The sequence below is a fragment of the Selenomonas sp. oral taxon 136 genome (genome assembly GCF_001554015.1).
Classification (GTDB): Bacteria; Bacillota; Negativicutes; order Selenomonadales; family Selenomonadaceae; genus Centipeda; species Centipeda felix.
Map to the genome: position 1 here is coordinate 2350489 of NZ_CP014239.1, position 13288 is coordinate 2363776.

General features: G+C 48.8%; 11 protein-coding genes. All 11 read right to left on the bottom strand.

Translation table 11 applies throughout. The features are described from left to right. Positions 1-59: 59 nt before the first annotated feature. The 11 genes from AXE86_RS11290 to cobO all read right to left on the bottom strand — a co-directional run bounded on the left by AXE86_RS11290 (position 60) and on the right by cobO (position 13278). Complete coding sequence (locus AXE86_RS11290; RefSeq protein ID WP_061946837.1) at positions 60-2690, bottom strand: FtsK/SpoIIIE family DNA translocase; 2631 nt, start codon at positions 2688-2690, stop codon at positions 60-62. 71 nt (positions 2691-2761) lie between these two features. Beyond that, complete coding sequence (locus tag AXE86_RS11295; protein ID WP_061946838.1) at positions 2762-4039, bottom strand: amidohydrolase; 1278 nt, start codon at positions 4037-4039, stop codon at positions 2762-2764. An 11-nt stretch (positions 4040-4050) separates the two neighbouring features. Then, entirely contained in the window at positions 4051-5292 is a 1242-nt protein-coding gene (locus tag AXE86_RS11300) for an adenosylhomocysteinase (RefSeq protein ID WP_039980784.1), read from the bottom strand. Positions 5293-5306: 14 nt separating this feature from the next. Then, positions 5307-5876 (bottom strand): cob(I)yrinic acid a,c-diamide adenosyltransferase, encoded by a 570-nt coding sequence (locus AXE86_RS11305; protein WP_061946839.1) that lies wholly within the window; start codon positions 5874-5876, stop codon positions 5307-5309. Then, positions 5876-7945, bottom strand: a complete 2070-nt coding sequence (locus AXE86_RS11310; RefSeq protein ID WP_061946840.1) for a polyribonucleotide nucleotidyltransferase — start codon at positions 7943-7945, stop codon at positions 5876-5878. The genes AXE86_RS11305 and AXE86_RS11310 overlap by 1 nt, the downstream gene beginning before the upstream one ends. 126 nt (positions 7946-8071) lie before the next feature. Beyond that, positions 8072-8338 (bottom strand): 30S ribosomal protein S15, encoded by a 267-nt coding sequence (rpsO, locus tag AXE86_RS11315; RefSeq protein ID WP_009442171.1) that lies wholly within the window; start codon positions 8336-8338, stop codon positions 8072-8074. Between the two features lie 87 nt (positions 8339-8425). Continuing rightward, positions 8426-9385 (bottom strand): bifunctional riboflavin kinase/FAD synthetase, encoded by a 960-nt coding sequence (locus AXE86_RS11320; protein WP_061946841.1) that lies wholly within the window; start codon positions 9383-9385, stop codon positions 8426-8428. A 16-nt stretch (positions 9386-9401) separates the two neighbouring features. Then, entirely contained in the window at positions 9402-10313 is a 912-nt protein-coding gene (gene murB, locus AXE86_RS11325) for a UDP-N-acetylmuramate dehydrogenase (protein WP_061946842.1), read from the bottom strand. Further along, entirely contained in the window at positions 10310-10807 is a 498-nt protein-coding gene (gene trmL, locus AXE86_RS11330; RefSeq protein WP_061947031.1) for a tRNA (uridine(34)/cytosine(34)/5-carboxymethylaminomethyluridine(34)-2'-O)-methyltransferase TrmL, read from the bottom strand. Before trmL ends, murB begins: the two co-directional genes overlap by 4 nt. A gap of 108 nt (positions 10808-10915) precedes the next feature. Beyond that, entirely contained in the window at positions 10916-12568 is a 1653-nt protein-coding gene (gene ilvD / locus AXE86_RS11335; protein ID WP_061946843.1) for a dihydroxy-acid dehydratase, read from the bottom strand. Between the two features lie 173 nt (positions 12569-12741). Continuing rightward, positions 12742-13278, bottom strand: a complete 537-nt coding sequence (gene cobO / locus AXE86_RS11340) for a cob(I)yrinic acid a,c-diamide adenosyltransferase (protein ID WP_009442176.1) — start codon at positions 13276-13278, stop codon at positions 12742-12744. Positions 13279-13288 lie beyond the last annotated feature (10 nt).

Genomic DNA, 13288 nt, shown 5'->3' on the forward strand with positions numbered 1-13288 from the left:
AATCGCCCTCCCAGCATCAATTCGTTTGTAAGTATAGCACATTTCATCGGAAAAATATATTACATCAGACTTTTAACCAATTCCATGGCCTGTTCCTGTGACATGAGGATTTCTCTCGGTTTATTTCCTCCCCCGCTCGGGCCAATGATACGCAGTTCCTCCATCGTATCCACCAGTCGTGCCGCTCTGGAGTATCCAACACGAAATCTCCTCTGTATACTGGACGATGATGCCTGCCCCGTGGACATGACTAGCTCTACGGCATCTGGAAGAAGTTTGTCCTGCTTGACGAGGAATTCATCCTCTTCGGAAGAATCATCTTCTTTGGAGTCATTCTCAATAAAGTCAATAAGCTCTTCGTTTTCACTGACCTCTTGTCCTTGTGCGCGGATGTAGTCCAGAAGCATTTCAACTTCTTCGTCACTGATGAACGCACCCTGCACACGAATCGGTTTCGGGGCTCCCTGTGGAGAAAAGAGCATATCCCCCTTACCAAGCAAGGTTTCTGCGCCACCGCGGTCCAAAATCGTACGAGAGTCGACCTGTGAGGAGACCGCAAACGAGATGCGAGAAGGAAGATTCGCCTTGATGATGCCCGTAATGACATTGACGGACGGCCGCTGTGTCGCTAGAATCATGTGAATTCCAGCGGCACGCGCTTTCTGTAGGATTCTGCAAATGGAATCTTCCACATCGCGTGGGGATACCATCATAAGATCCGCCAACTCATCAATCACGATGACGATGAGCGGCATCTTTTCTTCGACATAACGACGATTGAACGACTTGATGTCACGCACACTGTGTGATGCAAAGACAGCGTATCGCTTCTCCATCTCCTGCACGGCCCAGTTCAGTACGGACGACGCCTTCTTAGGATCCGTCACAACGGGAACCATGAGGTGTGGGATTCCATTGTAATTAGAAAGCTCGACCATTTTCGGATCGATGAGGATGAACTTAACTTCATCCGGAGCAGCTTTGAACAGAATACTGGAAATCAGCGTATTGATGCATACCGATTTACCTGAACCAGTAGCCCCGGCGACCAATAGATGAGGCATTTTCCCAATATCTGCAAAGATCGCCTGCCCGCTGATATCCATGCCAAGACCAACGGTCAGCTTTGACTGCGCCTCTTGGAAGGCAGGATTCTCCAAAACATCACGCAGCTGTACGCTTTCCAAGATACGGTTGGGGATCTCAATACCAATGGCAGCTTTTCCCGGCACCGGTTCGATACGAACCGATGTTGTGGCTAGCTGTAAAGCAATATCTTCAGCCAAATTTGTGATTTTACTCACCTTCACACCGGGAGCAGGTTCCAAATCATAACGCGTTACGGCAGGACCATGACATGCACTAATTACCTTTGCATTCACATGAAAGCTCTCCAGCGTCTGTTGGAGTGTATGTGCGTTTTCTTCGATTTCTTGGTCAAGTGACTCATTCTCTTTCTTCACATGCTTAGAAAGTATATGTGTGACTTTAGGAAGTATATAAGCTGCTTGCCCTTCTGTCTTAGTGTCCGGAGAGCCAATCTGCGCAGAACACATTACTGTAGCTGGTTCAGTATCGTCCTGTCGTTCCTCCTCGTCTGACGCATCCTGTTCCACTGCGTCGGATATCGTATTGTCTGTTTCTTCGATTTCATTTGGTACGATTCTTAGCGCATCAATGGCCTGCTCGTGCGGCGGCGCAGATGAAATTTCCGCCGGTAAATGTTCTTCGCTTTTTTGTATGGAGAATTGAATGGGTGTGTTCTCGTTTTCTTGTTTCAGCGTTGTCAAATAGGCGTCGGAACTTATCTCCTTCTCTGCCACCATGCTTTCTATGGGAGGAGCGACAGGAACAGATTCCTCCTCGGCGATAGGAGTATGTATTTCCAGATCCGCTGATACGCTGTCCTGTATCTTTTCTTCGGTGTCATCTGGATGATATTTCGGATCCTCCATCTGACTGTGCTGCTCTACAAAGAGTGGGTCTTTTTCCTGATTGTACGGCATCGTGTCGGTCATCTGATGGACCATCTGTGTTGTCCGCTGCTCAAATTTTTCTGCGACTGTTTCAATTGTCTCACGTGTCGTATGAAGGGCAGCCCCCGCCGCCTGAGCACTTTTCTTTGCCTGTTCACGCGTTTTCATGTAGCCGGATGCCAACGACCATGTCGTCGATAGGAGTATCGAGCCGACGACGAATGTACCCAATAGAATGACCGCACCGTCTACGCCGAAGAGAGCGCGCAACACAAACAAAACCCCACCGCCAAGAAGTCCACCACCTTCCGAAAGGTTTTGCGGAAGGATTTCTTCACCCACAGGAATGACAAAATGATGCCATATTGCCAAAAGGGAGATGAATAAACTGATCACACCGAAGAACTTTTTGGTGTACTGTACGCCGCGATGATGCGTGATATATTGTGTACTGATCAGCAGAACGATAAGGATGGCAAAGAATGCCCCCCAGCCAAATAGATAACGAAATATATCAGCAAAAAAGAATCCAACGAACCCCACGTTAAGACCGAGCAGCCCTATGCCGGAGATCAGTGCGAAGGAAAGCAGGATAAGACCGATGAGTTCGTATTTCCGTCCTGATCCATTGGTCGTCGTATTTCCACGTTTTGTAGAAACAGATTTAGACGGTCGCCGACCAGAACTTTTCTTTTTCAAAAAGAATCCCCCCATATCATATTATGCCTCCGTTCTTGACAGAACGGAGGCATAATGCATACCCCATTGATCTGGGAAACAGTATACTATTTTGTCAGGCGATCTGCAACCCTTTGCGCCTCATAGAGAATACGCTCTTCATCGAGTGTTGTCAGAGCGCCCTTTTCCATCAGAAGTGAGCCATTGACCATCACTGTGTCAATCGATGAGGACTTTGCCGAATAGGCAAGAAGGGAAGCCGGATGATAACATGGCGTCCACTCTGCACCGTGCATCGAGAAGAGCACGATATCTGCCTTATCCCCCTTTTGAAGCTTTCCAACGCGAGGAAGGGAGAGTGCTTGAGCACCATATTCCGTCCCCATTTTTATGGCGGTCAATGCCGGGACAGCCAATGGATCTAATGTATTTACCTTATGAAGGAGCGCTGCCAGCTGGATCTCATCGAGCATATCCAGATTATTGTTGCTGGATGCGCCATCTGTGCCGAGTGCAACGCAGACACCCTCTGCCAGAAGCCGTGGAACAGGTGCCGTTCCACTCGCCAGCTTCATATTGCTGCCCGGGTTGTGTGCCACACGAATGTGATACTTTTTGATGATATCAATGTCCTCATCATCCAAATGCACACAATGTGCTGCCAGTGTTCCATTTTCAAAGAGACCGGTAGAAGCCACATGGGCAAACGGGCGTTTCCCGTATTTCTTCATGCAATCTTCAACTTCTCCGATGGTCTCTGACATGTGGATGTGAACCTCAGCACCGAGAGACTGTGCTTTTTCAGCGACTTTTTTTAGATAGTCCGGCGGACATGTATAAAGCGCATGAGGACCAAACATGACCGTGATGCGTCCATCTGCTGTGCCGTGAAAATTTTCGTAGAGACGCGCGTTTTCATCGAGTTTTTGCTCAGCATCGGGAACAAGGCCAATGAGGCCTCTGGATAGTACCCCACGCAGACCGGAAACCTCAACGACTTCGGCAACACGCTCCATATCTGGACCATACATATCGGCAAACGTCGTTGTGCCACTGCGAATCATCTCGACAGCAGCGAGCATCGCCCCCCAGTATATATCATCTGAGCAAAGCTTTGCCTCTATTGGCCAGATCATCTTCTGCAGCCAGTCCATCAGCTTCATATCATCTGCGTAACTGCGCAGCAGTGTCATCGAAGCATGTGTATGGGCATTGACAAATCCCGGAACAGCAAAGTGTTTCGTTCCATCGATCACTTTCTGAGCGCTGAAGTCATCAGGAACATCACCGACAGAAAAGATTTCATCATTGGCGACGGCAATATTGACAACATTTGTTGTTCCATCCGGGAGAAGTGCTGTTACATTTTGAATCAGCGTATTCAACGTATATCTCCTTATGCCAGGCCAAGATAGCTCTTCTGGTCTGCACTGAGTTCATCGATTGCGATACCAAGCGATTTCAATTTGATGTTTGCAATCTCCACGTTGATCTCCTCCGGCATGAGATGAACACCTTTTTCCATCTCCCGTCCATGACGAATCAAATGGAGGGCTGAGAAGAACTGAACGCCGAAGGAAAGATCCATGATTTCCGCCGGGTGTCCATCCCCTGCTGCAAGGTTGACCAGGCGTCCTTCTGCCAAGAGGTAGAGGCGTCGACCATCCTTCTGAACAAATTCGCGGATATTTTCGCGAACAACGGCATTCGATACAGAGGCTTCGGTCAGTTCCGGGATGTTGATTTCAACGTCAAAATGACCTGAATTTGCCATCATTGCGCCATCCTTCATCACATCAAAGTGATGCTTTCTAAGGATGTCTTTATTTCCTGTCAGTGTTAAGAAAATATCGCCAACCTTTGCCGCCTCATCCATCGGCATGACTCTGAATCCATCGAATACGGCTTCAATTGCTTTGATTGGATCGACTTCTGTAATGATAACGTCTGCACCCAGTCCGCGTGCACGCATTGCACCGCCCTTGCCGCACCATCCGTAGCCTGCAATGACCACAGTCTTTCCAGCAATGACCAAGTTTGTCGTACGCATGATACCATCCCAAGTGGACTGCCCCGTTCCATAACGGTTATCAAACAAGTATTTGCAATATGCATCATTGGCAGCAATCATCGGGAACTCAAGTTTTCCCTGTCGCGCCAATGCATGAAGACGATGAACGCCCGTCGTGGTTTCCTCTGATCCGCCAATCAGCGACGGAAGCAGTTCGCGCCGTGTGGTATGAAGCATATCAACCAAATCACCGCCGTCGTCGATGACAATATCCGGGTGTATATCGAGTGCCTTGTTCAGGAATTCGGCATACTCCTCATCGGTACAGCCATGCCATGCAAATACGTGGATGCCTTCCTCAACCAGCGCTGCAGCAACGTCATCCTGCGTGGATAGAGGGTTGCTCCCCGTCACGGCAACGTCTGCACCGGCATGCTTGAAGATCGTGGCCATGTATGCCGTCTTTGCCTCTAAGTGCAGCGTGATAACCATCTTAATCCCTGCAAACGGCTTCGTCACGGAATACTCTTTATCCGCAGCCGCCATGACAGGCATAAAACGCTTTACCCAGTCAATTTTTGCATGACCGGACGGTGCCAATTTAATATCACGAATCATGGATGTCATTACATTCATCTCCTCTAGTTTTCAATTCCCTTACGCGCGTCAACACCATGTCGGTAGTAGTGCCGCACCTCTTCCATATTGGTGATCAGATCTGCCCGATCCTGAAGCCATGAGGGAGCATTTCGCCCCGTGCAGACGACCTCTGTCTCCACAGAAACAATATCCAACAGTGCTTCCATTTGCTCTCGCTGAATCAGTCCAAACGAGAGTGCCACATTGATCTCATCCAGAATGACGAGATCAAATACCTGTTTGCGCAGGAGTTCGGTGACATGCGCCATGCCAGCAAACATCAGATTAAGATAGTCGTGTGGTGGTTTTCCGTGGGGAAAAACGACGAGATCATCTCCAAAAGCCAGCCTCGTCTTTTCGTCCACCATCCCTTCCTCAGCAATAAAGAATGGCTTTCCCGTCGTCTCCAGCGTCATATTCGCTAAGTCCTTTAGAATATGCTGCTCTGCGTATGCCAGGCTTTTCATAAACTGCATCATGTACACACGATGCCCAGCCCCCAAAGAACGAATTGCCAATCCAATCGCAGCGGTCGTCTTCCCCTTACCGTTTCCGGTGTAAACTTGAAGCATTAGAGCAGTGCCTTGTGACTGACGTTGATACGCCCTTTTTCATCGATTTCGACGACCTTGACTTCAAGTTGATCGCCGATATGAACAACGTCCTCAATGTTTTCAACGCGGTGCTTGGCAAGCTGAGAAATATGACAGAGGCCTTCCTTTCCAGGGAGGAGTTCGACAAATGCACCAAACTTCAAGAAACGCGTCACGCGCCCGGTGTAAACCTCTCCCACCTGTACTTCACGAACGATATCCTCAATCATCTTGCGTGCGAGATTCATGGCCTCTGTGTTGGGAGAGGTAATAAAGATATTCCCATCTTCATGGATGTCGATATCCACCCCGGTCTCATCGATGATTTTGCGTACGACCTTACCGCCGGTACCAATGACATCACGTATTTTCTCAATATCGATGGTAATTGTTTCTACGCGCGGTGCATAAGGCGAAAGTTCTTCTGCCGGCTTATCGATACACTCAAGCATTTTGGAGAGAATAAAGGCTCTTCCCTTCTTTGCCTGTTCAAGCGCTGAGGCAAGAATATCTCTCGTGATCCCGGCGATCTTAATATCCATTTGAATGGCTGTAATCCCCTTCGATGTGCCAGCCACCTTAAAGTCCATATCTCCAAGAGCATCTTCCATCCCCTGTATGTCCGTCAAGATGGAATAGTCATCACCATCGCGCACCAAGCCCATCGCCACACCGGAGACTGGACGCTTAATGGGGACACCGGCACACATAAGGGAGAGTGTGCTTCCACACACGCTGCCCATCGAACTGGAGCCATTGGATTCCAATATTTCTGAGACCAGCCGTATGGTATAGGGGAAATCCTCAATCGATGGAATCATCGGAAAAAGAGCGCGTTCCGCCAACGCTCCATGACCGATCTCACGGCGTCCGGGACTTCGCATGGGGCGTGCTTCTCCAACACTGTAGCCAGGGAAATTATAATGATGCAGGTAGTGTTTGGTTGTCTCAGGGCCAAGTCCGTCGATGATCTGCTCATCGCCAATAGCCCCCAATGTCGTTACCGTGAGCACTTGCGTCTGACCTCTGGTGAAAAGGCCTGAGCCATGGACACGCGGCAGAATGCCAACTTCACAGCTGACCGGACGAACTTCATCCAAGGCACGCCCATCCGGACGTATCTTCTCGTGCGTAATCATATGGCGCACGATTCCCTTCTCGATATGGTACAGGATCTGGGCAATTTCCTTCACAGCATCCGGGTATTCCTCAGCGAAATGGGCTATGGTCTCTTCCTTGATGGCAGAAATATCTGCATCACGGGAAAGTTTATCGCTGTTTCGCGTTGCAGTGTCGAGACGAGCTTCTGCATAGGAGCGCACTTTTTCTTCGAGTTCTTCGGATACTTTGAATACAGAAGGAATCTGTTTCTCTTTCCCACAGGCCTGTTGTATGTTCTGTTGGAACTCGACTAGTCGCTGAATCTCTGCATGTCCAAAAAGGATAGCATCCAAAACAATTTCTTCCGGCAGCTCATTTGCTCCGGCTTCCACCATTATGACAGCATCGTATGACCCCGCGACGGTTAAGTTCAAGTCAGAGTCAGCGCGCTGCTCCTCTGTCGGATTGATGACAAATTCACCATTGATATAACCAACGCGCACTCCGGCAATCGGACCCATAAAGGGGATGTCAGACACCGTCAGGGCACAAGAGGCGCCGAACATCGCTGCGATTTCAGGAGGATTGTCCTGTTCCACGGAAAGAACCGTGGCTACAATCTGTACGTCATTGCGAAATCCATCCGGAAACAGCGGACGGATGGGACGGTCAATCAAACGCGCACAAAGGACAGCATCGCTGCTGGGACGTCCTTCCCGCTTGATAAAGCCACCGGGAATCTTTCCTGCGGCATACATCTTTTCTTCGTAGTCTACGGTTAATGGGAAGAAATCCACGCCTTCCCTTGGTGCTTTTGATGCTGTGGCTGTTACTAATACAACAGTATCACCATATCGAACTAAAACAGCACCGTTTGCCTGCTTCGCCATTTTTCCATGTTCGACCGTCAGTTTACGTCCGCCCAGGTCGATCTCGAAACTCTGCATAGTACCCTCCTCGGATTCTCACATACGCGTACAGTTAATCCATTCGACAAAACATTGCAGAATCCTTGTTTTCACAATAAAAAAGGACGGGAATCCCCCGTCCTGTGTTTTTGCTCCGCTAAGAAGTTACTTGCGAAGATTAAGTTTCGTGATGATGGAGCGATACCGCTCAATATCCGTCTGATAGAGATATCCAAGAAGACGACGACGATGTCCGACCATCTTCAGTAGACCACGGCGTGAATGATGATCCTTCTTATGCTCTTTCAGATGCTCAGTGAGATACTGAATGCGGGCAGTTAAAACAGCGATCTGTACTTCAGGAGAGCCCGTATCCCCCTCGTGCACTGCATATTTCTTGATAATGTCTTGCTTCTGTTCCTGTGTGATCATAAAAAATCCTCCTCATAAAATAAATAACCAATGACCAAGAAAACGTCGGATTACTCGCTATCTGAGTCATGGATACAACTGCGTTGTTCATATTACCATAGAAATTTTTTCTTGTAAATGAAAAGTTTCCTGAAATACGCATTCCGCGCATTCTTTATCAGATTTAATTTGTGAAATAAGCGCCTCAACGGAATCAAATCGCGTCTCACTCCGTATCCTTTTATGAAACGATACAAGAATCTTCTTTCCGTAAAGATCTCCGTCAAAGTCCATAATGTGAACTTCCATGCGCCGATCACATAGCCCAAACGTTGGATTATTTCCTATATTGGCAACGGCTGAATAGATACGGTGATGATATACAACCGTTACCGCGTATACGCCGTTCGGCAGAATCTCATAGGATTCGCGGAGTGCAATATTGGCTGTGGGAAAGCCAAGCAGCCGTCCACGTGCCTGCCCGTGTATTACCGTCCCAATCATCGTAAAAGGGTATCCAAGAAGCTCATTTACGTGCGTTATATCCCCCTGTTCGATATAGGTCCGAATGCGCGTACTGCTGATTGGGTCCCCATCGTACAAAACGGATGAACACACAATGGTCTCTATGGTATACCGTTTTCCCATATCGTGCAGGAGCTGTGGTGTTCCTGCACCTTTTTTTCCAAACGTATAGTTTTCACCGACAACAATGTATCGCGGTGAAAAATGGCGGTACAGCAGGTGAATAAATTCCTCGGGCGACGTGTCAGCAAAATCATGTGTGAAAGGAATTTCAACCAAGACATCGACACCCAAATTTCGCAGAATCCGCAGACTTACCTGTTCGCTGCTGATGCGGCGTGGGGCTCCCAAGGAATCAACGATGGTCCGCGGATGATTCGTAAAGGAAAAAACAAATGCAGCGCCATGAATACTTCTTGCCCGTTCGACTGCGGTGCGGATGATCTTTTGGTGTCCAATATGCAATCCGTCAAACATGCCAAGTGCAACGACGATATTTTTGTATTTTGACGCAAAATCAACCAGCTGATGGTATGTTTCCATGGGGGAAACGTTCTCCTTATGGTTCTCCAATGATACGAAGCTCTGGGAACAGTCTTACGTTGTGCTTAGCATATACACGATTCTGTACAGAGTGTATGAGCTGCTGTACATCACGCGCTGTCGCACCGCCGATATTGATAATAAAACCGGCATGTTTCTGTGAGACCTGTGCGCCCCCGTATGTAAGTCCCTTAAGACCCGTCTGGTCGATCAGAGTGCCTGCAAAATATCCGGGTGGTCGCTTGAACGTACTGCCGGCACTAGGATAGGAAAGCGGCTGTTTGCTTTCACGGCGCTGATTGAGGTCAGACATTCTCTCCAAGATAGATGACGGATCATCCGTACGAAGGCACAGATGGGCTTCACAAATTGCCTCATTATTCGTATGAAAAACACTATGGCGATAGCCGAAGCCCAACTCATCCGCAGAATACAGGCGCACCCCTCCATCTGGTGAAATGGTTTTGACTGCCGTGACGACAGATTTTACTTCACCGTCATAGGCGCCTGCATTCATAAAGATGGCCCCGCCGATGCTTCCCGGTATCCCACAAGCAAACTCTAGGCCTGAGAGCCCCTTCTTTTGCGCAAATGATGCAATATCTTTCAGAAGAGCTCCTGCGCCGACAATAAGTGTTGTCCCCTCCTGCGTGATGGCTGACATCTGGCGGCTGAAACGAATCACCAGCCCTCGTATCCCACCGTCTCGGATCAGCAGATTTGATCCATTTCCAAGAATGGTGATGGGAATATCATAGTTTTTTGCTTTCTGTATGATCGCGCGCACTTCTTCTGTGTTATGCGGATAAAACAGAAGATCTGCAGGTCCGCCGATGCGAAACGTTGTATGGAAGCGCATGGGAGCATTTTCAAAGAGCCTTATCCGTTCAAACTCCTGATAACAGGAATGAATGAATGTTTCATTCATATCTGTGTGCTCCTTCCATGGCAACCGTTACCGTATATACGTAAGTCGGCAAATTGATGCTGCCGCAGGGCTTCAAACGCCACGACGGCAACGGCATTGGATAAATTTAACGAGCGTGCTTCTTCCCGCATCGGAATGCGGATGGTATTGGCTGCGTGCGCTGTCAATAAAGACGCCGGCAGGCCTGCACTTTCCTTTCCAAAAACGAGAAAATCATCCATTTTATAGGATATGTCACAGTAGCTGTGACGCGCTTTTGTACTGCAGAAGTAAAATGTATGCTCTTGATATTGTTGGTAGAGCGCCGCAAAGGAATCATGATAGTGAACGCGGACAAGATGCCAATAATCGAGCCCGGCGCGCTTTAAATGCTTATCGTCGGTTGAAAATCCGAGTGGCCGTACCAGATGCAGATCCATTCCTGTTCCTGCACACAGCCGTGCAATATTTCCAGTATTTCCAGGGATCTCGGGCTCGACGAGAACAATATGCATATTGTTCGCTTCTCCATTCTTTTTCCTGAACAACGCAACGACATTATATCGAATTGGCATCATAAAAACAACCCATAGGAGGAGAATCTCCCATGGGTCGAATCAAAATCACTGCAGAATTGCACCGGTGTTGGCCGATGTTGTTAACTTAGCATAACGCGCAAGGTATCCCGTTTTGATTTTTTGTTCTGGTTTTACCCAATTCTTACGCCGTTTTTCAAGTTCTTCATCACTGACTTCGAGTTCAAGTCTGCGATTCGGAATATCGATGGTAATCATATCCCCATCTTCGATCAGTGCGATAGGACCGCCTGACATGGCTTCCGGAGACACATGCCCAACACAGGCACCCTGACTTGCACCACTGAAACGTCCGTCGGTGATGAGCCCAACCTTAAGCCCCATGCCTGTAATCACGGCAGTTGGATTCAGCATTTCCTGCATCCCGGGGCCGCCTTTTGGCCCCTCGTAGCGTATGACAACGACGTCACCATCATGGATCTTCCCCTCCATGATGGCATTAACTCCCTCTTCTTCGGAGTTAAAGCATTTCGCTGATCCACGATAGGTAAGCATATCATCTGACACGGCAGATGCTTTCACGACAGCATAGTCCGGAGCAAGATTACCACTCAGTATGGCAAGGCCGCCCTCAGGACGATAGGGATGATCAACGCTGTGAATGACCGTGGGATCCATGACTTCTGCGTGTGCAATCCGCTCGCGTACAGTCCCTGTCACTGTCAATGCATCCAGATGAAGCAAATTCTTCTTGGACAGTTCCTTCATCACCGCAGAGATACCGCCCGCCTCGTTCAAATCCTGCATGTGATGTGTGCCGGCAGGGCTCAACTTCGTAATGTACGGAGTACGTCGGCTGATCTCATCAAAGAGAGGCGTAGGAAGCTCAATGCCTGCTTCGTGTGCGATTGCCGTAAGGTGAAGGACGGTGTTGGACGATCCGCCAATCCCCATATCAACGGTGATAGCATTCTCAAACGCCTCACGTGTCATTATATCGCGCGGGCAAATATTCTTGCGTACGAGATCGAGAATGATGGTTCCTGCCATCTTTGCGAGCAGACGACGTTCTCCGGTATACGGTGCAGGTATTGTCCCATTCCCGGGAAGCCCCATGCCGAGTACCTCGGTCAAAGAGTTCATGGTGTTTGCGGTAAAAAGCCCAGAGCAAGAGCCACAGCTGGGACAGGCATGTTCCTCGATCGCCGTCATTTCCTCTGCGTCCATCTTGCCGGCGGCAAACATGCCGGCGGCCTCGAATGCCTGACTGACACTGATGTTACGCCCGTGATGGCGACCTGCCAGCATCGGTCCGCCGCTGACCAAAATGGCTGGAATGTTCAAACGCGCTGCCGCCATCAACATTCCCGGAACAACTTTGTCGCAGTTTGGGATCAGAACAAGTCCATCAAAGCCGGATGCCATGGTAACGGCCTCTATCGAATCGGCGATCAGCTCACGGCTGGCAAGGGAGTATTTCATCCCTGTATGCCCCATTGCAATTCCATCACACACACCGATGGACGGAAATTCAATCGGTGTGCCGCCGGCTGCAGCCACGCCGAGTTTTACGGCTTCCGCAATCGTATTGAGATGAAAATGACCGGGAATAATCTCGTTGAATGAATTGCAGACACCAATCAGTGGCTTTGCAAGATCTTCCTTTCCATATCCATTGGCATGAAAAAGTGAACGATGCGCACAGCGCGTCGCTCCTTTTTTTACAACATCGCTTCTCATAAGGATTCTCCCCCACTTCCACTTCGCTCATGCAGGAAGAATTTTTCAGCACAAGTGAAGATAACAAATACATGACAGAGATTTTAGCGCATTCCTCCATTTTTTTCAACCGAATATTGCTGCAGTATGTATATCTTTCATAGCACGCTGTTGTCAAATATGCTATAATCGGATTAGAATTCGATCCCTTCTTGCGCCTTGATTCCCTGTTGATAAGGATGTTTGATCAGCTTCATCTCTGTGACAAGATCCGCCCGCTCAATGAGTTCCTGTGCGGCATTCCTGCCTGTGAAAATAAGGTGCATACAGGAAGGTCGTGCGGCGATCAGATCATCCAATTCATTTCGTTGGATAAATCCAAAGGAATATGCATAATTGAATTCGTCGAGGATGACCATATCCCACATTCCCCGTTGGATTTCATTCTTTGCCGTATGGAGAAGCTCCTGCGCGGCCTGACGATGCTTTTCCTCCCTATTGTCTCCGCGCTGAGAAAAGCCAAGGCCCCCTTGTCGAATCTCAATCCGCCCCTGCAGCGAATGAAGTGCCTTGATCGCCTCCAATTCACCGTAGGTTCGGCTTCCTTTAATGAATTGGAGGATCAATACGCGCATGCCATTTCCCCACGCACGCATCGCCATTCCAAGGGCTGCCGTTGTCTTTCCCTTACCGTCACCGGTGTGAACGATAATTAGACCTTTTTTTTTCATATTGACCCCT

Coding starts and splice junctions, on each gene's coding strand:
- ilvD (WP_061946843.1), bottom strand. CDS start 12,568: ATGAGAAGCGATGTTGTAAAAAAAGGAGCGACGCGCTGTGCGCATCGT.
- trmL (WP_061947031.1), bottom strand. CDS start 10,807: ATGCATATTGTTCTCGTCGAGCCCGAGATCCCTGGAAATACTGGAAAT.
- AXE86_RS11290 (WP_061946837.1), bottom strand. CDS start 2,690: ATGGGGGGATTCTTTTTGAAAAAGAAAAGTTCTGGTCGGCGACCGTCT.
- rpsO (WP_009442171.1), bottom strand. CDS start 8,338: ATGATCACACAGGAACAGAAGCAAGACATTATCAAGAAATATGCAGTG.
- AXE86_RS11320 (WP_061946841.1), bottom strand. CDS start 9,385: ATGGAAACATACCATCAGCTGGTTGATTTTGCGTCAAAATACAAAAAT.
- murB (WP_061946842.1), bottom strand. CDS start 10,313: ATGAATGAAACATTCATTCATTCCTGTTATCAGGAGTTTGAACGGATA.
- AXE86_RS11300 (WP_039980784.1), bottom strand. CDS start 5,292: ATGACATCCATGATTCGTGATATTAAATTGGCACCGTCCGGTCATGCA.
- AXE86_RS11305 (WP_061946839.1), bottom strand. CDS start 5,876: ATGCTTCAAGTTTACACCGGAAACGGTAAGGGGAAGACGACCGCTGCG.
- cobO (WP_009442176.1), bottom strand. CDS start 13,278: ATGAAAAAAAAAGGTCTAATTATCGTTCACACCGGTGACGGTAAGGGA.
- AXE86_RS11310 (WP_061946840.1), bottom strand. CDS start 7,945: ATGCAGAGTTTCGAGATCGACCTGGGCGGACGTAAACTGACGGTCGAA.